22 protein-coding genes are annotated in these 25765 nt (G+C 44.0%); 18 read left to right on the forward strand and 4 right to left on the reverse strand.

Annotation, left to right across the window (positions count from 1 at the left end; genetic code table 11):
- The first annotated feature begins 144 nt into the window (after positions 1–144).
- The 4 genes from galE to I3252_RS04750 are packed head-to-tail and all read left to right on the forward strand — an operon-like array spanning position 145 to position 5257.
- Complete coding sequence (gene galE / locus I3252_RS04735; protein WP_238034374.1) at positions 145–1176, forward strand: UDP-glucose 4-epimerase GalE; 1032 nt, start codon at positions 145–147, stop codon at positions 1174–1176.
- Positions 1177–1230: 54 nt separating this feature from the next.
- The gene (locus tag I3252_RS04740; protein WP_238034375.1) at positions 1231–2115 is read left to right on the forward strand and encodes a UTP--glucose-1-phosphate uridylyltransferase; all 885 of its coding nucleotides are present in this window, start codon (positions 1231–1233) and stop codon (positions 2113–2115) included.
- Between the two features lie 3 nt (positions 2116–2118).
- Positions 2119–3786 carry a glucose-6-phosphate isomerase gene (pgi, locus tag I3252_RS04745; protein WP_269129627.1) on the forward strand — a complete coding sequence of 556 codons (1668 nt, stop codon included), beginning with the start codon at positions 2119–2121 and terminating at the stop codon, positions 3784–3786.
- A 40-nt stretch (positions 3787–3826) separates the two neighbouring features.
- Positions 3827–5257: a UDP-glucose/GDP-mannose dehydrogenase family protein gene (locus I3252_RS04750; protein WP_238034376.1), complete on the forward strand. Its 1431-nt coding sequence runs from the start codon at positions 3827–3829 to the stop codon at positions 5255–5257.
- A 99-nt stretch (positions 5258–5356) separates the two neighbouring features.
- On the opposite strand, the gene I3252_RS04755 is transcribed toward I3252_RS04750, so the two are convergent.
- Positions 5357–6844, reverse strand: a complete 1488-nt coding sequence (locus I3252_RS04755; protein WP_238034377.1) for a phosphomannomutase CpsG — start codon at positions 6842–6844, stop codon at positions 5357–5359.
- A 131-nt stretch (positions 6845–6975) separates the two neighbouring features.
- Between I3252_RS04755 and mazG the strand changes: the two genes are divergently transcribed.
- The 8 genes from mazG to yjgA all read left to right on the forward strand — a co-directional run bounded on the left by mazG (position 6976) and on the right by yjgA (position 14712).
- Complete coding sequence (gene mazG, locus I3252_RS04760; RefSeq protein WP_238034378.1) at positions 6976–7857, forward strand: nucleoside triphosphate pyrophosphohydrolase; 882 nt, start codon at positions 6976–6978, stop codon at positions 7855–7857.
- A gap of 71 nt (positions 7858–7928) precedes the next feature.
- Positions 7929–8228, forward strand: coding sequence for a ComEA family DNA-binding protein (locus I3252_RS04765; RefSeq protein WP_238034379.1), 300 nt, complete (start codon positions 7929–7931; stop codon positions 8226–8228).
- Between the two features lie 166 nt (positions 8229–8394).
- Positions 8395–10671: a polynucleotide adenylyltransferase PcnB gene (pcnB, locus tag I3252_RS04770; RefSeq protein ID WP_238034380.1), complete on the forward strand. Its 2277-nt coding sequence runs from the start codon at positions 8395–8397 to the stop codon at positions 10669–10671.
- A complete protein-coding gene (folK, locus tag I3252_RS04775) occupies positions 10664–11185 on the forward strand; it encodes a 2-amino-4-hydroxy-6-hydroxymethyldihydropteridine diphosphokinase (protein WP_238034381.1) in 522 nt (173 codons plus the stop codon). Before pcnB ends, folK begins: the two co-directional genes overlap by 8 nt.
- 149 nt (positions 11186–11334) lie before the next feature.
- Positions 11335–12135: a 3-methyl-2-oxobutanoate hydroxymethyltransferase gene (panB, locus tag I3252_RS04780; RefSeq protein WP_238034382.1), complete on the forward strand. Its 801-nt coding sequence runs from the start codon at positions 11335–11337 to the stop codon at positions 12133–12135.
- 41 nt (positions 12136–12176) lie between these two features.
- On the forward strand, positions 12177–13085 hold the full coding sequence (gene panC, locus I3252_RS04785; protein ID WP_238034383.1) for a pantoate--beta-alanine ligase: 909 nt from the start codon (positions 12177–12179) through the stop codon (positions 13083–13085).
- A 42-nt stretch (positions 13086–13127) separates the two neighbouring features.
- The gene (gene rapZ, locus I3252_RS04790; RefSeq protein ID WP_238034384.1) at positions 13128–14093 is read left to right on the forward strand and encodes an RNase adapter RapZ; all 966 of its coding nucleotides are present in this window, start codon (positions 13128–13130) and stop codon (positions 14091–14093) included.
- Between the two features lie 100 nt (positions 14094–14193).
- Positions 14194–14712, forward strand: a complete 519-nt coding sequence (gene yjgA / locus I3252_RS04795; protein ID WP_045443152.1) for a ribosome biogenesis factor YjgA — start codon at positions 14194–14196, stop codon at positions 14710–14712.
- Between the two features lie 201 nt (positions 14713–14913).
- Here yjgA and I3252_RS04800 read toward each other — a convergent pair whose 3' ends face one another.
- The gene (locus tag I3252_RS04800; protein ID WP_045443155.1) at positions 14914–15534 is read right to left on the reverse strand and encodes a thiol:disulfide interchange protein DsbA/DsbL; all 621 of its coding nucleotides are present in this window, start codon (positions 15532–15534) and stop codon (positions 14914–14916) included.
- 449 nt (positions 15535–15983) lie between these two features.
- On the opposite strand from I3252_RS04800, the gene ubiG reads away from it, so the two are divergent.
- The 5 genes from ubiG (at position 15984) to I3252_RS04825 (ending at position 20491) form a co-directional block, all read left to right on the forward strand.
- On the forward strand, positions 15984–16823 hold the full coding sequence (ubiG, locus tag I3252_RS04805) for a bifunctional 2-polyprenyl-6-hydroxyphenol methylase/3-demethylubiquinol 3-O-methyltransferase UbiG (RefSeq protein ID WP_238034385.1): 840 nt from the start codon (positions 15984–15986) through the stop codon (positions 16821–16823).
- Between the two features lie 75 nt (positions 16824–16898).
- Positions 16899–17609 (forward strand): HAD-IA family hydrolase, encoded by a 711-nt coding sequence (locus tag I3252_RS04810; RefSeq protein WP_238034386.1) that lies wholly within the window; start codon positions 16899–16901, stop codon positions 17607–17609.
- Positions 17610–17708: 99 nt separating this feature from the next.
- Positions 17709–18545: a YciK family oxidoreductase gene (locus I3252_RS04815; protein ID WP_198332282.1), complete on the forward strand. Its 837-nt coding sequence runs from the start codon at positions 17709–17711 to the stop codon at positions 18543–18545.
- Between the two features lie 161 nt (positions 18546–18706).
- A complete protein-coding gene (locus I3252_RS04820; protein WP_087813872.1) occupies positions 18707–18973 on the forward strand; it encodes a DksA/TraR family C4-type zinc finger protein in 267 nt (88 codons plus the stop codon).
- Positions 18974–19183: 210 nt separating this feature from the next.
- Complete coding sequence (locus tag I3252_RS04825) at positions 19184–20491, forward strand: RNA-guided endonuclease TnpB family protein (RefSeq protein WP_087813871.1); 1308 nt, start codon at positions 19184–19186, stop codon at positions 20489–20491.
- 55 nt (positions 20492–20546) lie between these two features.
- On the opposite strand, the gene I3252_RS04830 is transcribed toward I3252_RS04825, so the two are convergent.
- Positions 20547–21800, reverse strand: a complete 1254-nt coding sequence (locus tag I3252_RS04830) for a GTP-binding protein (RefSeq protein ID WP_269129628.1) — start codon at positions 21798–21800, stop codon at positions 20547–20549.
- 122 nt (positions 21801–21922) lie between these two features.
- Positions 21923–22681: a two-component system response regulator OmpR gene (gene ompR / locus I3252_RS04835; protein ID WP_055123637.1), complete on the reverse strand. Its 759-nt coding sequence runs from the start codon at positions 22679–22681 to the stop codon at positions 21923–21925.
- Positions 22682–23190: 509 nt separating this feature from the next.
- On the opposite strand from ompR, the gene I3252_RS04840 reads away from it, so the two are divergent.
- Positions 23191–25740, forward strand: coding sequence for a Tex family protein (locus I3252_RS04840; protein WP_238034388.1), 2550 nt, complete (start codon positions 23191–23193; stop codon positions 25738–25740).
- Positions 25741–25765: the final 25 nt, after the last annotated feature.

The raw sequence follows: 25765 nt of genomic DNA on the forward strand, positions 1-25765 counted from the left end.
AGATTGATAGCGGAAGAGCAGATAGGCATGATTGGGGCATTTACGTTGGCAATGTTTTATCGTTCCCAGTATAGTTGCATTTACGAGTAAAAACGAATATCTACTTCGAAAAATAATAGCTTTAAAAAATAATGGGTCGATATTATGAAAAACAAGATACTAGTCACGGGTGGTGCGGGCTATATTGGCACACACACCTGTATCGCACTGCATGAAGCTGGCTATGAGATTGTAGTTTACGACAATTTATCTAATAGTAGTCGTGAAGCAATCAATCGTGCCTCTACTCTCATTGGTCAGCCTATTGAGTTTATCGAAGGCGATATTCGCGATGCTGAGTCACTTAGACAAGTATTTTTATCTCATCATTTCTTCGGCGTGATTCACTTCGCTGGACTAAAAGCAGTTGGTGAATCTGTTGCCAAGCCATTGCTATACTACAATAACAACGTCAGTGGTACCATTACCTTGCTAGAAGTGATGGCTGAGTATGATGTCAAAAACCTCGTTTTTTCTTCTTCTGCGACTGTTTATGGTGATCCTGAAGTATTGCCAATTGATGAGAACTCAAAGCGCTCTTGCACCAATCCCTATGGTCAGAGCAAGCTGGTAGTTGAGCACATATTAGAAGATCTTGCTGTATCGGATGAAAGCTGGAATCTCATCCCTTTGAGATACTTTAATCCAGTAGGGGCGCATCCATCAGGGCAGATTGGTGAAGACCCTAATGATATCCCAAATAATTTGATGCCTTATATCTCGCAAGTCGCTGTTGGTAAGCTTGCCAAACTTAATATTTTTGGTAATGACTATCCAACTACTGATGGTACTGGCGTGCGTGATTTTATCCATGTCACTGACTTGGCAACAGGTCATGTCGCTGCGTTAAATTATTTAGAGCGACAAGTGGCACCAGTAGGATTTTTACCGATTAATTTAGGCACTGGTAAAGGGACTTCTGTATTAGAGTTAGTAACGGCATTTTCTAACGTTTCTGGACAACCAATTCCTTATCAATTCGCAGACCGCCGCGCAGGTGACATAGCCAGCTGCTACGCGAGTGCTGATAAAGCGAAAAACCTGTTAGAGTGGCAAGCAAGATTATCAATTACTGAGATGTGCCAAGATAGCTGGCGGTGGCAAAGTACGAATCCGAATGGCTATAATCTAGCTTAGTTTTTATAAAATATAACCTTTATCTCACACCTCTTTTAATAAAGTTTAAAAATTATGAAAAAAATAACTCACGCCGTCATCCCTGTTGCAGGCTTTGGTACCCGTATGTTGCCATTGTCTAAAGCTGTGCCAAAAGAGCTATTGCCACTTGGCAATCGTCCTGCCATTCATTATGTGGTTGAAGAGGCGATTGCTGCTGGTATTAAGCATATTGTCTTGGTTGGTCATGCACAAAAGAGCGCGATTGAAAACTACTTCGATATCAATGCTGAGCTGGACAACCAGCTGCGTCATAAAGGTAAAGATGAGCTAGCCGATAGCTTAAACTGGCTGCCAGACGATGTGACCGTATCGATGATACGTCAAGGTAAAGCATTAGGTTTGGGTCATGCGGTACTCGCGGCTCGCCCCATTATTGGTGAGCACGATTTCGCCGTATTATTGCCCGACGTTGTACTTGATCCTTTTACGGGCGATATGGCTGCTGATAACTTAGCCTTTATGATTGATGCTTTTGCTGAAGATAACCATTCACAGATATTGGTCGATAAAGTCGCTGATGAAGATGTGCATAAATATGGTATTGCCAAACTGCATGAAGCGTTTAGTGAGGAGAGCAGGGAAGATGGTGAAGCAGATAGTAATGCCAGCTTCAAAGTCGCAGGATTTGTAGAAAAGCCTAACTTAGCCGATGCTCCTTCTAAGTTAGCAGTCGTTGGTCGTTATGTCTTTAGCAATCACATTTTTGACTATTTGGCCAATACCGAAGCCTCGGTCGGTGGTGAAATTCAGCTGACCGATGCGATTGATGCCTTGATTAGTGAATACGGCGTGAATGTCACGACCATGCGCGGCGATAGCTATGATGCAGGTGATATGCGCTCATATATGCAAGCATTTATATATTTTGCCGAGCAGCAATTAGTAGAAGATGAATAGCTGATGGCTGAGATAAAGGGCAATAGCGCTTATAACAGTGCTCGAAACTCTAAATACTGGCAGCAGCTACAAATGCTAGCAAAGCAGCCATGGTCACTGGCAGCTTTGTTTGCACAAGATGACAGTCGTGCAACGCGCTTTAGCATGCAAGCTGGCGCGCTATATATGGACTATAGCAAGCAATGTATTGACGAGCAGGTACTGGCAAGTCTTTTGCAGCTAGCAGAAAGCTGTGAATTGCCCACAAGGATTGATGCACTTATGCAAGGTGCGATGGTCAATACTAGCGAGGAGCGTGCTGCCTTGCATACAGCACTACGATTGCCAGAGTCTGCCAAACTAGACGTTGATGGGCAAAATGTCGTCGCTGATGTGCATGATAGTCTGTCGCAAGTAGCACGTTTATCTGAACGTGTCCGTAGTGGTACATGGCGCGGATTTTCTGGTAAAGCCATCACGGATGTGGTCAATATTGGCGTTGGTGGCTCTGACCTTGGGCCGCTTATGGCGACGACCGCGCTAGATGAGTGGGCAGATACCGACATTGAAGTACATTTCGTCTCTAATATGGACGGTACTCAGCTTGATAATTTGCTGAAGCACCTCAATCCTGAAACGACCTTGTTTATCATCTCGTCCAAGTCATTTGGTACGGTTGATACGTTATCTAATGCTAAGACAGCCTTGTCATGGCTGCTTGCCACTGCCAAGCTGCGTGCAGGTACTGAAGACAGTGTGCTACGCCGCCACTTTATTGGTATCTCCGCTAACAGCGAAAAAATGCGTGCTTGGGGTATTCATCCTGAGCACCAGCTGCAGCTTTGGGAGTGGATTGGCGGTCGTTTTTCTTTATGGTCAGCGATTGGTCTTGCTATTGCTATTCGTATCGGTATAGATGGGTTTAAAGCATTATTGGCTGGTGCGCATAGTATGGATGAGCACTTTGCTCAGGCTGATTTTTCGGAAAATTTACCAGTATTGTTGGGTTTGCTTGCTGTTTGGAACAGTACCTTTTTACAGGTAAATGCTCATACCGTATTGCCCTATGATGGTCGTCTCAGCTATTTACCAAGCTACTTAACCCAGCTTGAGATGGAGAGTAATGGTAAATCGGTTACCCAGCATGGCGATCATATTGACTATGATACATGCCCGATTCTATGGGGTGAAATTGGCTCCAATGCGCAGCATGCCTTTTATCAGTTGCTACATCAAGGCACACAGCAGGTGTCTTGTGACTTTATCGCTTGTGTGCGCCGCTATAGTGGTCAATCGCAAAACGCGCCATTACAGCAGCAGCATGAGCTGTCTTTGGCCAATTGTCTAGCACAGAGCCGAGTGCTGGCTTTTGGTAATGCCGCGCTCCAAGAGTCTGAGGTTCAAGTAGCTTCTGCCGCTGATAAATACAAATATTACCGTGGCAATCAGCCTTCAACCACGCTACTTATCGACGAGCTAACGCCGCACAGTTTGGGAGCACTGATTGCACTTTATGAGCATAAAGTCTATGTCATGGCCAGCATTTGGGATATTAACCCGTTTGATCAATGGGGCGTTGAGATGGGTAAGCAGATGGCAGAGTCCGTTCATGATGCCATGCAGAAAGCAGGCGAGAGCCAATTTGACAGCTCCACTAACCAGCTGTTAAAACATATTCAGCAGTTGTCTTGATCGTTTTGCTACTAAGTCGATAATCATTAAAGGTGAACGCATGAGCGCTGTTTCTATAAATGACAATACACCTAAATATACGCATGAATCTAAACCACAAAGCACTGCAAGCAAGCAAGTTTGTGTGCTTATTGGTCATAGCATTGAGGCCATTACTAGCGCCGTGGTGCTGGCAAGTCTAGGTCAGCGCGTGCATCTTTATGCAGATATTGAGCTATTGACGCAGCAAATACAACAATACGGCTTTGAGCATCATTTACAAGCACTGTGGCAGATGTATGAGCAGCAGCAGGTTATAATTAGTACAGCATTACCGGCTAGCGCTGACACGTTAATACAATATTATGAAACGACAAATTTTAGTGACAGTCGTCACATCAATGAGAGCAATGAGAGTAATGAGATTAGTAAGGTTGACGACCAAAGCACCGTTGCGCTTTATTGGTTATTTTTAGACAGTATCAAGCCAGTATGGGCAGAAGCCAGCTGGATTACTGCCTTCAACCACAGCCATCAGCAATCGTTACCCGTGATTATAAGTGGCATTGAGAAACTAGGGGTTGTCTCAGCATTGTCTCAGCGTTTGCAGCGAGCATGGGTCTACTATGTGCCGTTTGTATTCTTGCAAGATGGTGATGCTTATAGCTCAATGTTGAATCCTTCACTGTGGTTGCTTGGTGAAAAAACAGCCAACAGTAGCCAGCATCTAGAAGTATTGAAGCCGTTAATGCAGCATGCGCGTGCCGCTCATCACGCTGATATCGCAACGATAGAGTTTGCCCGTAGCAGTATCATGGCGATGCTGGCGACGCGAGTGAGTTTTATGAATGAGATGTCACGCTTGGCGGACAGTCAACAGGTCGATATCAAGCAAGTCAGTCGTATCATGGGGCTAGACGCGCGTGTCGGCAGCAGTTATCTGCAAGCAGGCTGGGGCTTTGGTGGTAACACACTACCGACCGAGCTGGCTAAATTACAACAGTCCAGCCAAACGCACAGTTTAGAGATGCCGCTGTTGCAGTCAGTCATGCACATCAACGAAGACCAAAAAGAGCTGATATTCCGCAAATTCTGGCAATATTTTGATGGTTTTATTGACAATAAAACGGTGATGATTTGGGGCGGTAGTTATAAATCAGGCTCAGGACGTACCGCAGGCTCAGCCATACATCCATTACTAGCGTTATTATGGTCTTATAATATTCGTACTTTGGTGTATAGCGATAAAGCACAAGATGAACTTGCTATGCTTTATCACCAGCAATCATTACTGCAATTGATTAATAATCCTTATCAGCAGCTAAGTGCCGCACAGGCGATTTTTATCATTAGTTGGTCGCCACAAGATCAACTAGATATTGCCAAGCTTAATCAACACGCGATGCCAGTATTTGATGCGCAAAATGCACTGACACGATTGCAGATCGATAGTCTGGTAGGTGACTATATGGGCATTGGTCGGTCTAAATAGCGTTATTCAAGTTTTTCAGTTACTAAAAAAGCTCGTTGATAATTATCAGCGAGCTTTTTTGATTTTTAGTCGAAATCACCCATATTAAGTCGTATTCATTTACGCTGGTATAGCACCTTGCGCTGCTAGCCACTGTTGAATCTCTCGAATTTTAATAGCTAACAATTCTTCATTGCCACGACTTTCAATGTTTAATCTGATAAGTGGTTCGGTATTGGAGGCTCGCAGATTAAAGCGCCACTCGCCAAAGTTAAGACTCAAGCCATCAAGCATTGATTTGGTCGGATTTTCGCTGCTAAATTTTTCCTCAATAGCACTAATAATCATTGGCGCATCATTTGTTGTGAGACGAAAATTAAGCTCGCCTGAGCTTGGATAGGCTGCAATATAACCGCTGACCAATTCTGACAAGGTTTTACCGGTGACAGCCAATAGCTCGATGGTGAGCAGCCAAGGAATCATGCCGCTATCGCAATAGAAAAAGTCACGAAAATAGTGGTGGGCAGACATCTCGCCGCCATAAACAGCGCCAGAGTCACGCATGACTTGCTTAATAAATGAATGTCCAGATTTACTGATGACAGCCTTACCGTTATGCTCTTTAATCACGGCTTCAGTATTGTAAATGACACGTGGATCGTAGACGATTGACTCATTTGGGTACTTATTCAAGAATGCTTGAGCGAGCATCCCAACGATATAGCTACCATCAATAAATTCACCATGTTCATCGAATAAAAAGCAGCGGTCAAAGTCACCATCAAAAGCAATGCCAAGGTCTGCTTTGTTTTCCAAAACAGCTTGCTGAGTCGCCACTCTATTGGCTTCAATCATAGGATTGGGGATACCATTGGGGAAGCTGCCATCTGGTGTATGATGCAGTTTAATTACTTCAATTGGCGCACCAGCTTGTGCAAGCTTTTCAATCAACAAGTCAACCACGGGTCCCGCACTGCCATTGCCTGAGTTAATCACTAATTTGAGGGGTTTGAGCTTATCGGTATCGATAAAAGTCATGACATGATTGATATAAGCGCTTTTATCAGTTAGTAATTGCAGTTTTCCTAGAGTATTAGTAGCGGTAAATTTCCCAGACTCTGCCAATGCTTGAATCTCTGCCAAACCATCATCGCCACTGATCGGCTTTGAGTGTTCCTTAACCAATTTTAAGCCGTTATAGTTAATAGGGTTATGACTGGCTGTGACCTCAATACCACCCAACGCCTGATAATAACTGGTGGCAAAATACACCTCTTCTGTACCGCTCATGCCCAAGTCAATCACATCGACACCAGCATCGAGAATACCAGCGATGGTCGCTTGTTTTAATTGCTCGCTTGAATGGCGAATGTCACTACCAATAACGATGGCAGGTTTTAGATTTACCATATCATTGTCATGAGCCTCAACCGCCGCACCATAACGCTGAAATAAAATCTGTGCAAAAGCACGACCAATACGGTAAGCAATGGCTTCGTTTAGATTTACCCCAAGCTCGCCGCGAATATCATAAGCTTTAAATGAATCAATAAGAATGGGATTAAATGCAGTTTCTGGCTGATAACGAATGGTCGCAGACGTAGACATAATGATAAAATTCCTTGCGCGTGTGCAATGGTAAGATAATAAAGCAGATAGCACGATTATAAGCCAATCAAGGTTCAATGATACACTAACTGCTAAATTGAACGATAAGCAAAAATATAAGAGCCTCCCTTATGAATACTCTCGACAATAAAATAGCAGTGCCTACACCAGCACAAGGAACGCCAACTGCTAGTGGTGAATTAGACGATTTATTGGCTTTGATGGCGCGGCTACGTGTTGACTGTCCGTGGGATAAAAAGCAAACCAATCACAGCCTAATTCCCTATGCGATTGAAGAAGCCTATGAGCTAGGCGAAGCGGTACAAAGCGATGACGATGAAGGTATCAAAGGCGAGCTAGGCGATGTACTGCTGCAAGTGGTGTTTCATTGTCAGATGTATGCGGAGCAAGGTCGCTTTAATATGAGCGATGTTATAGCCACTTTACAAGAAAAGCTGATTCGTCGTCATCCGCATGTGTTTGAAGCCGAAACTTTAAAAGACGATGCAGCAGTAAAATTACGCTGGGATGAGATCAAAGCAGAAGAGCAGCAATCGCGCGAGGCACGAGGCAAACCAAAACGTCGTCTAGACAATACCAAGGCGGGCAGTGCGCTCATGCAAGCGCAAGATGTGCAAAAACAGGCGTCAAAGTTAGGGTTTGACTGGGAAGGCGTCGCAGGGGCAGTAGATAAGTTAGATGAAGAGATTGCCGAGTTAAAGGCTGAATTGATAGATAAATCAAAAGACGCTGCTGAATATGACATAAGCAAAGCCAATATTAGTGATATTGAAAAAGAGCTGGGTGATTGTATGTTTGCGCTCGTCAATGTGGCGCGTAAACTCAATCTTGATGCAGAAGCAGCCACCTTAACGTGTGTGCATAAATTCAAATCACGTTTTGGTTATATTGAAGCGCAGTTAGCCGCGGCTGGTAAGTGTTTAGAAGACAGCGATATAATAGAGATGGATGCACTGTGGGAAGCGGCGAAACGATATGAACGATCGTCATGAACGCTTATCATAAGGCCTCGTTTGTTAGCTTGGTCAATATGGCTGTTTTCAGTCTAATATTGGCGGTTTTTATGTTGAACAGTGTTAAAGCTGCGCCTTGTTTTGATAATCCTCAGAGGGCTTATGAATATCTATTGGCGCAAGAAAGTGCCAAAATACAGGTACGTGACCAAGCCATCATTAATATCAATCGTGCTAGTGAAGGTGAGCTCGTTTCGCTAAATGGTATCGGCAGCAGCAAAGCCCAAGCGATTATTTTATATCGTGAGATGTTTGGTGATTTTAAGACAGTGGATGAGTTAGCAAGGGTCAAGGGTATCGGTGCAAAAACGGTTGAGAAAAATCGAGGACGTTTACGCGTACAAGATTAAGAGCAGTATTTTGCTTTAATTAACCCCAATATTGACAAAATAGCACGTAAGTATCAGTCATAACACACCTACTAGGCGCAAAATTTGTTAAACTAGCAGGTACATCCGCCTGATAAACGCTGTGTTCATCAGGGGTGGTTAAAGAATACCGGCGAGGAGTAGATGCATGGCCGAGCGTGCCGCCAAGCGGTTAGAACTGAATAAATCTGAATTACCCAATTCCATTACTGAAGTGATTGCCACCTTAAACCGAGCTGGGTTTGATGCCTATATCGTCGGTGGCGGCGTGCGTGATACCTTATTGGGTTTACGTCCAAAAGACTTTGACGCTGTCACCGATGCCAAGCCGCATGAGATCAAAGACGTCTTTGGCAAGCGCTGCCGCATTATCGGTCGCCGCTTTCAGTTGGCGCACGTGTATTCAGGCCGTGAGTTGATTGAGGTTGCTACCTTCCGTGGTCCACCAACCAATGATGCTAATACCAATCAAGATGGTATGATCCTGCGTGATAATGTTTGGGGTGATATCAAACAAGACTTCTCTCGTCGTGATTTTTCTATCAACGCGCTTTATTATCAACCACTTAAAGGCGTGGTTCATGATTTTTGCGGTGCGCTTGACGACATTGATAATAAAATCATTCGTCTGCTTGGCCATGCGCCAGTGCGTATCGAAGAAGATCCAGTACGTTTGTTGCGTGCTTTACGTTTCAAAGCCAAACTCGGTTTTGAGTTTGATGACGAGTTAGCCGATCAGTTTCATGATGGCAACTGGGCATTGCTTGAGCAAATATCACCGCATCGTCTCTATGATGAGACGCAGAAGATGTTTACCGGTGGTTATCTGGTGCCATTATTGCCGCTATTGTTTGAGTCGGGGGCGATTGATAGCTTAATCATCTACCCACCATCTGAGCCAAGCGCATTGGTCAATCAAGTCGCTATTAATACCGACAAACGTATTGCTGCGGGCAAAAGTATCAATCCGGCGTTCTTTTATGCTGCGCTATTGTGGGAAAACTATCTGCATCAGTTGGCAAAAGCCAAGAAGCGCAATATGCCATTTGCTGAAGCGCAAATGCACGCCGCTGGTAAAGTGATTGATCGTCAACGTATCAAGACCGCGATTCCTAAATTTGCAGAGCAGTTTATCCGTGATATCTGGATATTGCAGCCAAGACTTGCAGCCCCGCGTAGCAAACAAATCGTCCAGCTCTCTGAGCATCCACGCTTTCGCGCAGGTTTTGACTTTTTATTATTGCGTGAGCAATGCGGTGATGCTGAGCATCCGTTATCAGAGTCGACCAATGGTATGGGCGATTGGTGGCAGACCTATCAGACATTGTCTGAACGAGAGCAGCAGCAAGCCATTGATGATTTTGATGAAAATATTCGTCGCGGTGCCTATAAAAAAGGGCAACAAGCGCAGCGTGGTCGTGGGCGTAATCATCAAAATTCAGAGTCAAATAGCATCGATCACTCAATATCTCATCAAAAAAATACCAAGCACAGCAAAGCCAATGATACTGCTGAGCAGGGTAGGAATGATCAGAATATGGTAAATGACCCGTCAAATATTCCAGCACGCCGTCGCCGCGCTGTCAGTCAATCAGCCTCTGTTAAGCAATCTGGTGGCAATAACAACAAGCACTATGAATCGCAGCAAGTAAGTCAAGACAGCCATGAGCTTGCTCAGTTACGACAGCTATCCCTTGCCAATAGCAGTAACCAAGCGGCAAATAAACGCCATCATTCCAAGCCTGCACCACTCTTTGTAATTGAGCATGAAAAAGTCGTGCCGCCATTGCAGAAGCAGCTATCAAATGGCGATAAGCCTAATAATCGTCAAGAGGCGGCGCAGAAAAAACCTGCCCATAAAAATGTATCGGCTGAGAAAGCACTAAAAAATCAGGATGCCAGTTCTGATGCTAACTCTTATAATAAGGCTGACAGTAAACCTGATCGCTCAAATCAAGCTCAGCAGCCAAAAGCAACACAGTCAGAGGTCATGCCTTCATCTGTGGCTCGCTCGGTAGCAAGGTCGCCATCGCTCGTCAGTATGAATAATGAGCCGATACCGCATAAGCGTCGCCGTCGTCAGCCGAGTGTAGATAGTATAAATATTGCTAGTAATACAGAGACGCAAGTAACGACTAACAACGACGTTAAAGCTGTAGCAAAGTATGCAAAAAAAGCACCTAAGCCAGCAGCCCAGCCTACTGATAAAACAGATATTCCGGCTAAAAAAACGGTTGAGCGCAAAAAAGTGGCGAAGGTTACGACACCTGCAAGCGCTAAAAAACCAGCTAGAACGACAGAAGCAAAGTCTGCTAAAACCAGCCAAGCTGCTAACGGTAATGTTGGTACGAGTAGTGTGAATGACAATAAAGGACCTATCCCATCGAAACGTCGCCGTCGCCAGCCTAGTACTGACAATGTCTAATATTACTAACGATGCGGGCAACGCGAATTGGGTAACCTGCTACGTAGGTCTGGGTAGCAATTTGTCTAACGACTTGGGTTCACCAGTAGAACATTTGCAGCAGGCAATCGCAGCGATGCAAGAGCATAAGCAAATACGTGCGGTTCGAGTTTCTTCGTTTTACGCTTCAGCGCCTATGGGGCCGCAAGATCAGCCTGATTTTGTTAATGCCGTCGCTGGGTTTGAGACGATATTGCTGCCTTTTGAGTTGCTTGCTTACTGTCAACAGTTAGAAAAAGAGGCTAAGCGTGCACGAATACGGCGTTGGGGTGAGCGTAGTTTGGATGTCGATATTTTGTTATACGGTGAGGCGCAAATCACTGAGCTACAATTAACCGTACCGCACGCTGGATTGTTTGAGCGTAATTTTGTCTTATTACCACTGCGAGAGTTAGCCCCAGCGCTTATCATTGCTGGAAATTCGATAGATGATTATTCGCCTAGCAAAGATTGGACAGGCTTAAAACTACTGTAGCCAATCTACTATAAAAGAGTGACAGCGTTCACTTCTTTTAAGGTAAAACACTTATACCAAAAGATTGCTAAAAGTTTTGATCACAATCAGAATAATAGCTAGAGACAGCTAAAGGTGCTAAAAGGTACTAAAGGTTAATTGAGGATCATATGACGACGTTATCTACTTTAAAAAAGTTTAAAAAAGACGGTACCAAGTTCACTTGCTTAACGTGCTATGACTCGATGTTTGCACGCATGATGGAGAAAGCAGAGATTGATACCATTTTAATCGGTGACAGTTTGGGTATGGTGGTGCAAGGTCATGATTCTACGTTGCCTGTCACGGTCGATGATATGGCTTATCATACAGCCAATATTGCCCGTAGCAATAAACACGCACTGATTTTGGCTGACCTACCATTTATGAGCTATGTCACCCTACCAGAAGCGGTTGCCAATAGTCGCCAGCTGATGCAGGCGGGCGCGCATGTGATTAAAATTGAAGGCGGTAGTGAGCTTTGCGATTTAATCGCGACTTTAGCGCAAGCAGGGACGCCTACTTGTGTGCATTTAGGATTAACACCGCAATCAGTCAATGTGTTTGGTGGTTATAAAATCCAAGGTCGTGGTGACGAAGCGGCTGATAAATTGCTTGCTGATGCGAAAGCAGTCGTTGCGGCAGGTGCTGCGCTGCTAGTGTTAGAGTGCGTACCTGCTGAGCTTGCAAAAGTAGTGACGGAAGCCGTCGCAGTACCAGTTATTGGGATTGGTGCTGGTGCAGATACGGATGGTCAAGTGTTGGTCATGCATGACATGCTAGGTATGACGCACGGCCGTGTCCCGCGCTTTATTCATGACTTTTTGACCGATGAGCGTAATAGCACGCACAGTATCGAAGGCGCATTTGCCCTTTACCAGCAGTCAGTACGTGAAGGCAGTTTTCCAACCGAGCAGCACCAGTTTAGCTAACATTTTAGTTTTTACGATTATCAGTAGAAGAATAGTTAACCATGCCAATCATTCATCATCATATCTCCGCATTGCGTACTGCTTTACAGTCTTATCGTGGACAAAAAACTGACAATCAAGATGGCCCACAACGTATCGCTTTAGTGCCAACGATGGGCAATCTGCATGCTGGTCATCTTGAATTAGTAAAAATAGCCAAGCAACATGCTGATATCGTGGTGGTTAGTATTTTTGTCAATCCTACTCAGTTTGGCGCGGGAGAGGACTTTGATAGTTATCCTCGCACGCTTGATGAGGATGTCGCTAAGCTAGCAACGGTCGATACTGATTATGTGTTTGCGCCCAGTATTGAAGAGATGTACCCAGCCTTACCGCCGCCAACCTCCGTTCTCGCGGGAGCTATTGCCACTCAATTATGTGGTCAATCACGCCCTGAGCATTTTGACGGTGTTGGTATTGTCGTCTCTAAACTGTTCAATATCGTACAACCGGATATTGCTGTTTTTGGACAAAAAGACTATCAACAATTAGCGATTATTAAACAATTGGTACGTGATTTAAGTTATCCGATTGAAATTATAGGGGCACCTATTGTCCGCGCTGCAGATGGTTTGGCGCTCTCATCGCGTAACCAATATTTAAGTGTTACTGAACGTGAGGTAGCACCTGTTATCCATCAAGCGCTACAATATTTAGCAAAGCAGTTAGAAAAAGGCGAACAGAGCCAACAAGCTGTTCAGTCGTTGTTAGCAGAAACGCATCAGCGTATTACCGATGCTGGCTTCATTATTGATTATTTAGACATTAAAACCGATACGTTAGAGTCAATCACCAATGATACTGCTATTTTCAATGTAGAAAACAAGAATTTAATGATTCTAGTTGCTGCGTGGCTAGGACGTGCACGTTTGTTAGACAATCAATTGGTGACGGTGGATCAATCGTTGTGACATAGTAATTTGCAGGATGCAATGGACTAGAATGGGTGAATCATGGATGTGAGTCAGGGTGAAAATAACAGTCAATCTGAGCAGGCAGCGTGTAAAATAGCAACCGATAAGCTCAGTATCCTAGTGGTATCAGGGCGTTCAGGCTCAGGTAAAACCTCAGTATTAAATATCTTAGAAGATTTAGGATATTATTCTATTGATAACTTACCGTTATCCTTATTGCCGGATGCTGCGCATAAACTGGTCAATGAAAGTGGGATTCGTCGTATTGCGCTTGGCGTTGATATTCGAACACCGCGAGCGGATCTATCCAAGTTTGCAGAGATGCATGCATCCCTAAAAAAAACATACGGGGCGCATGCGGTCAAAGTGGTGTATGTGACCGCGCAAGAAAGTACTTTGATAGCACGTTTTAATGCGACACGCCGCGTACATCCGCTGATGTCACAGGATATCGATAGTGATAATGCCAAGCATATTGCTTTTAATCTACCTGCCGCGATTAAAAAAGAAGTGGAGCTGTTAGAGCCTATCGCAGGTCATGCCGATATCAGAATTGATACCAGCAATTTGAATATTCATCAATTGAAAGACAGCTTGCGTGAACATGTCGGCGTGGACAATCAGATTGTGATTAATCTGCTGTCTTTTGGCTTTAAATATGGCAGTCCTATTGATGCAGATTTTGTCTTTGATGTGAGAATTTTGCCGAATCCGCATTGGAATCCTGAATTGCGTACTTCGACAGGTCTAGACACGGAAGTTGCCGCATTTTTTGCCGACTATCCAGAAGTGGCTGAGATGACTGATGATATAGATAAGTTTTTAACCCGTTGGTTACCCGAATTTTTACACAATAACCGCCATACAGTGACAGTGGCTATTGGCTGTACTGGTGGTAAGCATCGTTCAGTATTCATCACCGATAATTTACAACGTCGTCTTGCCGATGTTATGCCGCAAAGTATAAAAGTGCTGGCGAAACATCGTGAAAAAAATCGTTGGTAGTTATTGGTAAACACTGGGGCATATCTTCATTTTTATTACTATTTCTAAAATGAGGACATGCTCCTGTTAATTTTATTATTTATTATTTTGGAAAGCTTTTATGATTGACTGGAAAGAACAGGATATGCGCGTCTCGCGCACTGAACTCAAAAAAGCCCATGAGCGCTTGCAGAAGTTGTCGATACCACTTGCCAGCTTATCGAAAAAGCAACTCAAAAATCTGCCAGCCAGTGACTATTTTATGGCAGAACTCATGGCATTGGCTGATATCACCAGCGCTAATGCTCGTATTCGCCAAACCAAGCGCGTTGGTAAGCTGATTAGTGAAGAAAACCGCCACGAATTGGTAAAAGCATTATTTGATGCGTTTTTCCCTAAAGAACAGGTCTCAAAAATAGAAAGTTGGTTCGAGCGTTTAAATATTAATGATGAAGGGACGCTTAAGCAGTTCGTTAAACAGTACCAAGCATCTGAACAAAATAGTATGTATCAATTACTGTTATGGATTGAGTACGCCAAACATACCCAAGATGATGAGCTGATGGCAGAGTCTAAAGCAGACTTAGCCAGTTATATTCGTGAAGTCACTATTTTGTCGCAATTGAAAAAAGAAAAATAATAAGGTGATAGCGGCTAAATAGCTTTGACCACTATTTATACAATATCTCCACTTATAAACTAAAGTAGTCTGCAAATGCAAAAAGCCAATCATCAAGTGATTGGCTTTTTTATGGGTAAGAGCATTTAGGTGCAAATGACACTTATAGATAAATGCTAGTCCCTAATTTATAACGGTACCTAATTTATATTAGTACTTAACTTATTTCTTTTCAGCACGCACTTTGTCAACCAAATAGTCAACGACTTTAGGTACAGTAGCGCTTTCACCAGTGACAACGTATTTGCCTTGTACGACGACTGCTGGCACACCAGAGAGCTGATAACGCTTAGCGCCTGCTTGTGAACGACCAATTTTCGTCCCAACGGCGAATGAATTATAAAGGCTATTGAATTTCTTCTCATTAACGCCTTTCGATGCATACCATTTGCTTAATGATGATTGGTCAAAGATTTTCTTACCATCTTTGTGAATGGCATCAAATAGCGCGTCATGGGTCTTGTCTTCAAACCCTAGCAGCTGCGCGGCATAGAAACCACGCGCGTTGGCTTCCCAAACAGGGTTAAGCGCTGCTGGCGTTTTGAAAAAGGCAACGTCTTTGTCTTTGTTTTTAGCCCATTTTTCCATATGTGGGTTAAGAACGTTACAATGCGGGCAACCATACCAAAAAAACTCACGAACAATGATAGCATCACCGCTGATTTTTTCTGGATTGTCTAGCACGCGATAGTCTTTTCCGGCGACATAGTCGGCAGCTTGTGCGCCCATAGTGGCAAGTCCAATGGCCATGGCCAGACCAGTCAGTGTGATAACACGTTTCATACTTTATCCTTGAGGTGTGAAAACTTAGGGTTTGTTGAGATGTTTTAGTACCGTATGGTTTTGGGTATAGCGCACAGGTTTTTAAAGTGCCCAAACGAGACAGCGTCGAGTATAATCGAACTATAGTGACGTATCGACTATAATAACGTAAAACATGATCGCTTGTGAATCCGATTCTTAACTAACGGTTGTAAAGCTGTGAGCCATTATTTAAGGCTCATTTCACCAAGTTTTTGGGAATTATTTTAGCGTCTTATTATTTAGATTTTAAGCTGTTTGAAGCATCTATCCTCTAAAAAAACGGTACAGAAAGTATGAACGTTTGCTAAGACCATTCACAATCGGTGACGATGTACTCACGACAAAGCTGCCGCTCTCATGCTAATATTAGGTACATAATTGTGCACTGTATATGATTATAACGATAATGACAATAAAGGAAAAATGCAATGAGCTCAGCTCTATCTTCCTCGCCTTCTTTGAATGAGCAAGCAAACAGCGGTCTTGATGATACAACGGCTACCGCCATTAATGTAGATCCTAGCGAAGTCGACAAATTTAATAAGTTGGCAAGCGAATGGTGGAGTAAGACGGGTGCCTTTGCGACTTTGCATGAAATAAATCCACTGCGTTTAAATTGGATAGAAGACAACGTCAAGCGCAGTTATCAAAATGACAGTGCTGATACAGATATTCATAAAACGGCTGGAACTGGCTTGGCTGGAAAAAAAGTGCTCGATGTCGGCTGTGGCGGCGGTATCTTGTCGGAGTCTATGGCACGTCGCGGTGCGGATGTGATAGGGATTGATTTGGGTACCGAAAATCTGAAAGCGGCAGCGCTGCATGCAGAGCAAAGTGCTTTACATGAGACGTTGCGCTACAAGCATATACCAGTAGAAGAACTGGTTAAAACTCATGCAGGTCAGTTTGATGTAGTGACTTGTATGGAGATGCTCGAACATGTGCCTGATCCCAGCTCGATTGTGCAGGCTTGTTTTGAGTTATTGGCACCAGGTGGTGTTTGTGTGCTATCGACGATCAATCGAAACCCTAAATCATACCTATTTGCCATCGTTGGCGCAGAGTATGTGTTGCGTTTGCTCGATCGTGGCACTCATGACTATGCCAAATTTATCACGCCAGCCGAATTAGATAAAATGGCAATTGATGCGGGATTCACACGTCAAGATATCATTGGCTTGCATTATAATCCGCTGACCAAGCGTTATTGGCTGGCTCAAAATGTCGATGTTAATTACATGATGGCAGTACACAAGCCACTGGCTTAAGCTGAATGCCGTATTTGGTTGTTTTCATGTCATACTATTTCACTCAACACCTTATCTATATTAAGAGCATTCACTATGAGCCAATTTGTAAAAGCGGTTTTATTTGATCTCGATGGGACATTAATCGATACGGCTGCTGATTTTGTCTGTATTATCGGTAAAATGAGCCGCGAAAATGATTGGCAAGCACCCCCTGAAGCAGAAATTCGCGAGCAAGTTTCTGCTGGTGCTTCAGCGATGGTACAGTTGATGCTACGTCATAACGATCAAATTGAGGTTAGCGAAGAAGCTTTGCAGGAGTTTCGCCAACAGTTTTTAGATGATTATGAAGCTGAGATATGCGTCGATAGTTGTGTGTTCGCTGAATTAGAAGATGTGTTGACTGCTCTTGAAGAAAAAGGGGTGCCATGGGGTATTGTGACCAACAAGCCGCGTTATCTGGCAGAGAAGTTACTAGACAAGATGCAGTTAGACGGGCGCTGTTCTGCTTTGGTCTGTCCTGATGATGTGTCTCGCTCAAAACCCGATCCAGAGCCTATGTATGCGGCGTTAGAGAAGCTTGGTATCCCTCGCGGCGCCGCTGAAAGCGTGATTTATGTTGGCGATCATATCCGTGATATCGAAGCTGGTAATGCCGCTGGCATGCCGACGATTCTAGCTGCTTATGGTTATATTCCGCCTGAAGATCAAAAAAACCTAAAGAAATGGGGTGCAGATTATATTACTGATACGCCTGAGCAATTAAATAAACTGTTGCTCTCTTCTGGTAAATTTGACTATTTATAAATAAAATTATAAATCGAGTCCGCCACACTCTATGTTTTTAAAGAAACACGATAAATACTTAGCATCCCAACTATTAAACGATAAGCAGTGAGCAATGCCATGAGTGACAATATTAACCAGTCAGCTAGTCAGCAAGACCACCAGAAAACCGTTCAAAGTCTAACTCAACCGTTAACTCATAATGATATTCGCAACTTTGTACCATCTGATAATTGTTTAGATGGTAAGACTATTTTGGTCACGGGGGCAGGTGACGGTATCGGCCGCGTTGCCGCGCTGACTTATGCTCGTTATGGAGCGACAGTCCTGTTATTGGGACGTACCAGCAGCAAGCTTGAATATGTTTATGATGAGATTGAAAGTCTTGGTGGCAAACAGCCTGCCATGCTACCGATGAATCTAGAAGGGGCAACCTATGCTGAAATGCAGCAGTTAGAGGGGTTGATTAATAAAGAAGTCGGTCAGCTCGATGGCATCTTGCACAATGCGGGTATGCTTGGGCAGCTAACCCCACTTGAGATGTATGACGTCGATACTTTTGCACAAGTTATGAAGGTGAACTTTACCTCGACGTTTATGCTCACCCAAGCACTGCTACCACTACTTAAAGATGCTGAGAATGGCTCTGTTATTTTCACCTCTAGCACGGTCGGTACACATCCTCGCGCGTTCTGGGGTGCTTATGCGCTGTCCAAGCAAGCCGTAGAAGGCATGAGTGATATCTTTACCCAAGAGACACAGAATACAACTAATTTACGTTTTAACTGTGTCAATCCTGGTGGCACTCGTACCAATATGCGCGCCCATGCTTATCCAGGAGAGAGTCCTATGAGCCTAAAAACACCTGAAGATATCATGGCAGGCTATGTTTGTCTGATGAGTGATGCCAGTATCGGGGTACGCGGGCAAGTGGTTGAGCTACAGCCAAAAGGTTAGCCATGTGATTTTTTGCTAGGAAATGTCATTATTTAGCGTATTTATTCGCATACTTTCAGATTGAGGCATGCTCTAGTAGGTTGCAATTAATTATAAACAACCCCATCTATTTGTTATTAAAGCGATTTGTAATATCTAATTATCGTAAATAGGATAGAGTTATGGCAGGTGGTTGGTCAAGAGATGGTGCTGAGCATGAGCAAATGGATGCAACGGTAAATGATGCATTAGAGCGGGCAAGACGTGCGTTGCCAACTGGCATCAGTGCCGAGACGTGTGATGAATGCGGCAAGCCTATTCCAGAAGCACGGCGGTTAGCAGTGCCTGGTATTCAGCATTGCGTCAGCTGTCAGACAGAACTTGAACAAGAGGCGAGAGCCGCTGAGCTGTTCAACCGGCGCGGTAGCAAAGACAGTCAATTACGTTAAAAAAGAAAAAGGGCAGGCATTGCTATATCGAACAGCAATGTCTGCCCTTTTTTTGTCTATTACTATCAAAACCGCGAAAGAGGACGCCATCCGACATTAGGGTGGCGGTGAATTTCGCATCATTTTTAATGTTTAAATTACATAATATGCGCCTGAATCTGGTAGAATAATTAATTATTATAATACCTTGTAACTTATAAAGAGTGTTAGATGAAAATCAACAAAGCGTATAAATTTAGGCTGGAGCCTAATACGGAGCAGGAGATTATTTTAAATAATCTTGTCGGCTCTGCACGTTTTGTTTGGAATCAAGTGCTGGCAATCTCATTTGAGATGTTTGCTAAAGATGCGTTTATCAATGCCACCAACCTCGTTAATAAAATCATGGATCTAAAAAGCAACCCTGATTTCGAGTTCTTAAAAACCAGCTCAAATGCTGTCTCTTTACAACAAAAAGTACGTGATCTGGCATCGGCTTGGTCGCGTTTTTTTGATCCTAAAGTACATGCCAGGTTAAAAGAAAATAAAAAGAAACCTCGCAAACCTAAGTTCTTTAAATTGGCTGATGGCACAGAGATTCAACGACGACCATTGATGCCACAATTTAAGCGCAAATCAGATGGGCGTGACTCCATTCGCTTGGTTCAGTTTGATAAATACTGTCGTGTTGAAGGCAATCGAGTAAAACTGCCTAATGGCGTGGGCTTGGTGACGTTTAGGAAATCGCAAGACATTATTGGCACGATTAAAAATGTCACCATTAGCAAGAAATTAGGGCACTGGTACGTGTCGTTTGGCACAGAGCGCGAACTGGATGAGAACCCACGTCACCCTGCCACAAGCGCCATTGGTTTGGATATGGGTATCAGTAAACTACTCACCACCTCAAACGGTCAGTACATCAAACCGAAAAACAGCTTTAAAGCCAATCAAATTAAACTTGCCAAATTACAGCGTCAATTAAGCAGAAAGGTTCTGTTTAGCCAAAACTGGAAAAAGCAAAACCGCAAGATTCAAAAGCTACACAGCCACATTGCTAATATTCGCCATGACTACTTGCATAAAATCACCACCCGCATCAGCAAAAACCACGCCATGATTGCTTGTGAGGATTTAAAGGTCGCTAATATGTCGAAATCAGCCAGCGGGTCGGTGGAGAACAAAGGTCGTCATGTCAAAGCCAAGTCAGGATTAAACAAATCAATCCTAGATCAAGGCTGGGGCATGATGGTCGATATGCTTGAGTATAAGCAACACTGGCAAGGCGGCTTACTTATCAAAGTAAATCCACGCTACACCAGCCAAACCTGCTCTGAATGCCAGCATATCGCTGTCGATAACAGACAAACTCAGTCTAAATTTGAGTGCGTCAAATGCATGTATGTTGCGAACGCTGATTTTAATGCAGCTCGTAACATATTAGCGGCAGGACATGCCGTTTTGTCTGCGGAGGGAGGATGCAGTAAAGGTCGCCCGTTGAAACAGAAAACTTGCGACCTTCGTGAGAAAGTCGCCTAAGAGCATCTGCTTTTAGAATCCCCCACTTGAGCTTGGCGAAAGTGGTGGGAGTGTGTCAAATAACCAGTGCCATTAGTTCACGGTCGCAGGTATCCCAATCGATAGAAGGTAGCGTCTTTATAGAAGATAAAAATGCTGTCCTATCTTTTTCTTCTGAGCGGTCGCTTTCTACCGCTGTATCGTTGTCGTTATTAGTATTTGCATCCAACTGTAATATAATCTCTAGCCGACTATCAACTTGTGCGCTGACCGTACTGGTGGTTAAGCTGTCAGGGGTAAAATTGATTTGTAGCCAGCCATCAGACGTATGAACCACGCCTTTGATACGTTGCCAGTTCGGTAGTGTTAATAACCAACTCTGTAACTCATCCGCTTTTAATATGTAGTGCGCTGGCAGTCTCCAACCCGCCAACTGTAACTCTTGCTGTTTTTCATGATAACGATAAGGTAGCTCAATATCTGTGCTGGTCTGCGAATCATCTTTGTTTGTAAAAGCGTCGGATGACAAGGTGGTCGATATCGATAGGGCATTACTCTGCGGTTGCAAGCTAGTAGTCGATTTTTGAGGGTGAACAATATTGACTGTACGTTGTTTCGAGATAACCTGACTGGGCTTGGTTAGCTGAGTTTTCAACTCTGACACGCTTGATTCTGATAAAAGAATATTGGATGAGTCGTTTGTATCATGAGATATCTGCTCAGATGCTGCCCAAATAATTTTTACCTGTGCATTGAGCTTGGCTATCCATTGTTGCAGTGCTTGCTTTTCGCTATCGCTCAATTGAGCATAACGATTAATGACTAACACATCGGCATCACGGACATGCGCTTGAAAACCGTCATGATGACGATATTTATCTTGTTGCCATTGCACGCCACTCAGTACCGTTATTACTGCCTGCATATTGAGCGCTGTTTGCCAATGCGGTGCACTGAGCTGCATGATAAGCTCACGTGGATGAGCAAGCCCTGTAGGTTCGATGAGCAACCGCTGTGGATGATGCTCACTAAGTAGCCGACTGACGGCAATTTGTAATGGCAGCTGACTGGTACAACAAATACAGCCACCACTGACTTCGCGTATCGCAATATTATCTTGCTCAGGCTTACTATCTTGCGCGCTTGCCAGCAGCGCACCATCAATACCGATACGACCAAACTCATTGATTAGTAATGCCCAGCGCTCATCGGCAGGTTTGATAGCAAGCAGCTGATTAATCACTGTGGTCTTGCCAGCACCCAAAAACCCTGTCACCAAGGTGCAGGGTATGTTTTGAAAAATAATAGGTTTTTTCACAGAGACACTCATCATATAGGCCGTATTTGTGAGTAATCAAACACGGCCTATATTAAATGGAAATGATATTAGCGTGTGTCCTCAATTCAATCGATAATCGGAATTTTCGAAATGAGGACACACATAGTCAAAAGTTACTCACTTTTAACGGTTTCTACTTCAGCTTCGTCAGGAACGAATACGTAGCCTACACCCCAAACGGTTTGGATGTAACGCGCTTGTGAAGGGTTGTCTTCAATCAAACGACGCAAACGTGATACCTGTACGTCGATAGAACGCTCCATCGCACCCCATTCACGACCACGCGCAAGGTTCATCAATTTATCACGTGTCAACGGCTCACGTGGATGCTGCACCAGTGCTTTTAGCACCGAAAATTCACCTGTCGTTAAAGTGACAACATTGCCGTCACGTTTAAGCGTACGTGTCGATAAATCAAGCGTCCACGGTCCAAACTCAACCACTTCAAGCTGATGGCTTGGTGCGCCAGGCAGCTCGCGATTTTGACGACGTAATACCGCTTTGATACGAGCCAACAGCTCTTTTGGGTTAAATGGTTTTGGCAGATAATCATCTGCGCCCGCTTCTAGACCAGCGATACGATCGGCATCCCCACCTTTGGCTGTCAGCATAATGATAGGAATGTCGCCATTGTCTTCGCGCAGACGCTTACAGATACTGATGCCGTCTTCGCCTGGTAGCATCAAATCGAGTACCACCAACGAGAAAAGCTCACGCTGCAACAGCTTATCCATTTGACTACCATCATGAGCGGTACGAACGACAAAACCGTCGTCTTCTAGAAAGCGCTGTAATAAAGAACGCAAGCGTGCATCGTCATCAACGACTAAAATTCGTTGAGTTAAGGTATCAGGGCTGTTATTTTCAGACATACAGGCATCCTCTTATAAAAATTATTATTAGTAGAAATTATCGTTAACAGTCAAGGCTAAAGGTTATATAGTCAAAATGATATAAAGACAATACGGTGTCAGGTTCGTTGAGTCTACTATTTATAGTATTTTAACGTGCTGTCCTCATCGCTAAATTATCTTGAATCGACTATACGAAAAAACCTTAGCAAAAAACTGTCTTTATTCAATGAGTGGTCAAAAGTAAAGGTCCGTCTCAATCCATCATAAATTTGAATACTATTGTTCAATGCGTTAGCGCGTACCAATATTTGCGCCTTCGATACTTTAGTGTATAAGATTGCACCACTAATTGCATCACCCATCAGGACAAATGCTGTATGCGTTTGTTTAACAAAGCGACAGAACCTATGATATGAGACGATTTTCGTCATAAAACTAGCGATAAATAACGAAAAGATAAAAAGGATTTTTATTCATGCAGCTTTTGCTATAATGCAAAACTACATTTCTCAACGATTGATACGTCTATGAGTAGCACTGATACCTTAACGCCATCTCAAACCTCGACAAATGCACAGGTTTTGGATGCAACCACACACGCGAATATTCACGACAAGCTTGCTCGCGCGCTTGGCATTAAGACTGCTCAAGTCAATGCGTTTGTCAAACTTTACGATGAAGGCGCGACCGTTCCATTTATTGCCCGTTACCGTAAAGAAAAGACGCAGAATCTTGACGATGCGCAATTGCGAGCTTTAGAGAAGTCGCTCAATTATGAGCGCGATATGGCAACTCGTCGCCTCAAAATTACTGAGCTGCTTAGCACGCAGGGCAATCTGACCGATGAGCTACAGACGCGTATCGATAATGCGACGTCGAAACTTGAGCTTGAAGACATCTACTTGCCATACCGCCCGCGTCGCCGCTCTCCTGCCGCCAAAGCACGTGCTGCTGGTCTTGATGTGGCAGCGCAAGCCGTCTTGACGCAAGAAGTCACGCCAACTGACGCATTAGCAGACTATCAAGTTCAATCGAGCATTACCGATGATAGTGGTAATGAGATGGAAGTTGATTTTAGCGATATCACCAAGCAATTCGCTGGCGTACAAGCCATCATCGTTGATGAATGGACGCAGGCTTTGGCTTTGCTAGACAACTTGCGCAGTGGCTTTGCCAAGACGGCCAGTATCGTATCTGCCGTTGCAAGTGAAGAAAAACGCGAAGTCGGCGAGAAGTTTAAAGATTACTTCGAGCATAGCGAAAGCCTTGCGCGTCTGCCGAATCATCGTTTATTAGCGATGCTACGTGGTCGTCAAGAAAACGTCTTAGGTCTTAAAATCGAAGGCGAAGACGCGCCATTTATCGAAAAAATCATTAAGCATTTTGAGATTGATTCTAAAGCACCTGATGCCCGTCAAGAATTTTTGACAGAAGCTGCTACCAGTTTATGGAAAGACAAATGGCGTCCGCATATCGAGCATCGTTTATTGACTGCAAAACGTCTGACTGCTGAAGCAGATGCGATTGATGTGTTTGCTAATAATTTACAGCACTTATTAATGTCAGCGCCTGCCGGTCGTAAAGTGATTTTAGGTGTTGATCCTGGCATTCGTCATGGCGTAAAAATGGCCATCGTCGATGCTCAAGGTCACGTCATGTTAGACAGTGAAGACAAGCCTGTCGTCGCCACAGTTTATCCATTTGCTCCTGATAATAAGATGGATGAAGCCAAAAAAGTCATCGATGAATTATTGAGTACTTACCACGTTGATTTGGTGGCTATCGGTAATGGTACGGCGAGCCGCGAAACAGATGCGATGATTAAAGAAATTTTGGCTGCCAACTCTGAATTACAAGCCAAATCAGTTATCGTCAATGAGTCAGGTGCGTCTGTTTATTCAGCCAGTGAGCTTGCCACTGACGAGCTTGGTAACTTAGACGTTTCGGTACGCGGTGCGGTTTCTATCGCCCGTCGCTTACAAGATCCATTGTCAGAATTGGTCAAGGTTGATCCAAAAGCGATTGGCGTTGGTCAATATCAGCATGATGTCAACCAAACGCAATTGGCAGATAGTCTTGATAAAGTCACGCAAGATAGCGTAAATGCGGTTGGCGTTGATGTGAATACTGCAAGCCCAGCTATCTTGGCGCATATCGCTGGTTTGAATAAAAACGTCGCGCAGCAAATCGTGACCTATCGTAAAGAGCATGGTGCTTTTGAAAGTCGTGAATCATTGAAAAACGTTCCACGCTTAGGCGCTAAGACCTTTGAACAAGCAGCAGGCTTCTTGCGTATCCATGGTGGTAGTAATCCCCTTGATGCCACTGGTGTGCATCCAGAAAGCTATGCGCTGGTCGATAGCTTATTGGCACAAACTGGTAAAGCATTGCCAGAAGTCATCGGTAATGACGGCATATTAAATACGATAGATACCACTGCACTGGCTGCTAATGATGACAATATTAGTGTAACTGCTATCATCGAGGAGCTAGCCAAACCAGCACGCGACCCACGTCCTGAATTTAAGACTGCTAACTTCCGTGAAGACGTTAACAGTATTAAAGACTTGAGCGAGGGCATGCAGCTTGAAGGCGTGGTGACCAATGTGACAGCCTTTGGTTGCTTCGTTGATGTTGGCGTTCATCAGGATGGTTTGGTACATATCTCACAAATGGCCAATGACTTTGTCGCTGACCCGATGAACCGCGTCAAGCCTGGCGATATTGTTTCGGTACGTGTCATCTCTATCGATGAAAAACGTGGTCGTATTGGCTTTAGTATGAAGCCAGAATCTGAAAAGCCTGCGCGCCCAGCAGCGAAATCGGCTGAAAGTACTGGTAATGATGAGAAAGTCAGTCGTCCACGTAGCGATCATGCAAATAGCAAACGCCCAAACAGTAGCCGTCCAGCGACTGATAAGCGCCCGTCGAAATCTCGCGGTAATCGTCAGGATAAAGACAATGCTAATAACGATCGTAGCAAAGCGCCAAGGGCTGATAAAGCAGAAGCACCTAGCAAAATGGGTACGTTTGGGGCGCTGTTACAGGAAGCTGGCGTGACTAAAACCAAAAAATAGTTAATGTTAATAGTGATAAAAAAGG

It is taken from the genome of Psychrobacter sp. Ps4, from assembly GCF_022129285.1.
Classification (GTDB): Bacteria; Pseudomonadota; Gammaproteobacteria; order Pseudomonadales; family Moraxellaceae; genus Psychrobacter; species Psychrobacter immobilis_A.

Excerpts from the sequence above, each read along its gene's own strand:
- I3252_RS04825 (WP_087813871.1), top strand. The coding sequence starts at position 19,184 with ATGAAAATCAACAAAGCGTATAAATTTAGGCTGGAGCCTAATACGGAG.
- pgi (WP_269129627.1), top strand. The coding sequence starts at position 2,119 with ATGGCTGAGATAAAGGGCAATAGCGCTTATAACAGTGCTCGAAACTCT.
- rapZ (WP_238034384.1), top strand. The coding sequence starts at position 13,128 with ATGGATGTGAGTCAGGGTGAAAATAACAGTCAATCTGAGCAGGCAGCG.
- folK (WP_238034381.1), top strand. The coding sequence starts at position 10,664 with ATGTCTAATATTACTAACGATGCGGGCAACGCGAATTGGGTAACCTGC.
- yjgA (WP_045443152.1), top strand. The coding sequence starts at position 14,194 with ATGATTGACTGGAAAGAACAGGATATGCGCGTCTCGCGCACTGAACTC.
- panB (WP_238034382.1), top strand. The coding sequence starts at position 11,335 with ATGACGACGTTATCTACTTTAAAAAAGTTTAAAAAAGACGGTACCAAG.
- I3252_RS04750 (WP_238034376.1), top strand. The coding sequence starts at position 3,827 with ATGAGCGCTGTTTCTATAAATGACAATACACCTAAATATACGCATGAA.
- ompR (WP_055123637.1), bottom strand. The coding sequence starts at position 22,681 with ATGTCTGAAAATAACAGCCCTGATACCTTAACTCAACGAATTTTAGTC.
- I3252_RS04820 (WP_087813872.1), top strand. The coding sequence starts at position 18,707 with ATGGCAGGTGGTTGGTCAAGAGATGGTGCTGAGCATGAGCAAATGGAT.
- panC (WP_238034383.1), top strand. The coding sequence starts at position 12,177 with ATGCCAATCATTCATCATCATATCTCCGCATTGCGTACTGCTTTACAG.
- I3252_RS04810 (WP_238034386.1), top strand. The coding sequence starts at position 16,899 with ATGAGCCAATTTGTAAAAGCGGTTTTATTTGATCTCGATGGGACATTA.
- I3252_RS04800 (WP_045443155.1), bottom strand. The coding sequence starts at position 15,534 with ATGAAACGTGTTATCACACTGACTGGTCTGGCCATGGCCATTGGACTT.
- I3252_RS04830 (WP_269129628.1), bottom strand. The coding sequence starts at position 21,800 with ATGAGTGTCTCTGTGAAAAAACCTATTATTTTTCAAAACATACCCTGC.
- I3252_RS04740 (WP_238034375.1), top strand. The coding sequence starts at position 1,231 with ATGAAAAAAATAACTCACGCCGTCATCCCTGTTGCAGGCTTTGGTACC.
- I3252_RS04765 (WP_238034379.1), top strand. The coding sequence starts at position 7,929 with ATGTTGAACAGTGTTAAAGCTGCGCCTTGTTTTGATAATCCTCAGAGG.
- I3252_RS04815 (WP_198332282.1), top strand. The coding sequence starts at position 17,709 with ATGAGTGACAATATTAACCAGTCAGCTAGTCAGCAAGACCACCAGAAA.
- I3252_RS04755 (WP_238034377.1), bottom strand. The coding sequence starts at position 6,844 with ATGTCTACGTCTGCGACCATTCGTTATCAGCCAGAAACTGCATTTAAT.
- pcnB (WP_238034380.1), top strand. The coding sequence starts at position 8,395 with ATGGCCGAGCGTGCCGCCAAGCGGTTAGAACTGAATAAATCTGAATTA.
- galE (WP_238034374.1), top strand. The coding sequence starts at position 145 with ATGAAAAACAAGATACTAGTCACGGGTGGTGCGGGCTATATTGGCACA.
- mazG (WP_238034378.1), top strand. The coding sequence starts at position 6,976 with ATGAATACTCTCGACAATAAAATAGCAGTGCCTACACCAGCACAAGGA.
- ubiG (WP_238034385.1), top strand. The coding sequence starts at position 15,984 with ATGAGCTCAGCTCTATCTTCCTCGCCTTCTTTGAATGAGCAAGCAAAC.
- I3252_RS04840 (WP_238034388.1), top strand. The coding sequence starts at position 23,191 with ATGAGTAGCACTGATACCTTAACGCCATCTCAAACCTCGACAAATGCA.